Source organism: Mesorhizobium sp. M7D.F.Ca.US.004.03.1.1 (assembly GCF_003998635.1).
Classification (GTDB): Bacteria; Pseudomonadota; Alphaproteobacteria; order Rhizobiales; family Rhizobiaceae; genus Mesorhizobium; species Mesorhizobium loti.
This window is the reverse complement of the sequence record NZ_RZQG01001288.1, coordinates 1-1,267: the sequence shown is the minus strand read 5'-3', so window position 1 is coordinate 1,267 and position 1,267 is coordinate 1. Positions and strand designations below refer to the sequence as shown.

Sequence of the window (1,267 nt, the reverse complement as noted above, 5' to 3'; positions counted from 1 at the left end):
CCTGGAATTTCGGTTCCAGGGCGGTCTCGATCTTCTCGATCTTGCTGACCGTGTCCTCGATCTCGCGGCGATAGCCACGATTGAGCAGCGCCATGCGCGCACCGGCACCGGCGGCATTGCCGACCGCCGAAACCTTGTCGAGGTCGCAATCCGGGATCAGGCCCAGCACCATGGCGTATTTCGGATCGATGAAGGAGCCGAAGGCGCCAGCGAAATGGATGCGGTCGACATGCTCGGTGTTCTGCTTTTCCATCAACAGCTTGGTGCCGGCATAAGGTGCCGCCTTAGCGAGCTGGATGGCGCGCACGTCGGTCTGGGTGATGGTGATCTTCGGCCCATCTTCCTTCAATGCGGCGGAGCCTTCCTTCAGCACGTAGGAGAAGGTGCGGCCGTTGGCGGTGACGCGCGGCGAGCGGGCCGAAAGTCCGCCGTCGATGACGCCGTCTTCCGAGATGATGCCGGCGAGATACATCTCGGCCACCACTTCGATGATGCCGGAGCCGCAGATGCCGGTGACGCCGGTTGCCTGCACGCTCTCCAGGAAGCCCGGCTCGTCGGACCACAGCTCAGAGCCGATGACGCGGTATTTCGGCTCCAGCGTATCGGGATCGATGCGCACGCGCTCGATGGCGCCGGGTGCTGCGCGCTGGCCGCCGGAGATTTCGGCACCCTCGAAGGCAGGGCCGGTGGGCGAGGAGGCCGCAACCACCCGCTGGCGATTGCCGAGTACGATCTCGGCATTGGTGCCGACGTCGACGATCAGCATCATCTCGTCCTGGCGATGCGGGCCTTCCGACAGCGTCACCGCCGCCGCGTCGGCGCCGACATGGCCGGCAATGCAAGGCAGCATATAGAGCCTGGCGCCCTGGTTGAGCTTCAGGCCGATGTCGGAGGCCTTGATGTGCACCGCGCCCGAGACGGCCAGTGCGAAAGGGGCGCCGCCAAGCTCGGTCGGATCGATGCCGAGGAACAGATGGTGCATGATCGGATTGCCGACGAAGACGGAATCCAGGATGTCGTTGCGCTGGACATTGCCTTCGGCGCAGACTTTGTCGACGAGACCCGAGATGGCCTCGCGCACGGCCACCGTCATGCCTTCGCGGCCATCCGGATTCATCATCACATAGGAGACGCGGCTCATCAGATCCTCGCCGAAGCGGATCTGCGGGTTCGACGTGCCCGACGAGGCGGCGACGCGGCCCGACAGCAGCGACACCAGATGCATGGCGATGGTTGTCGAGCCGAAATCGCAGGCCAGCCCATAGGC

1 protein-coding gene is annotated in these 1,267 nt (G+C 64.7%); it reads right to left on the bottom strand.

Going from position 1 to position 1,267, the window contains the following annotated elements; translation table 11 throughout:
• Positions 1-1,267: ASKHA domain-containing protein (locus EN935_RS36400; protein ID WP_127374254.1), on the bottom strand; the 1,267-nt coding region annotated here is incomplete at both ends.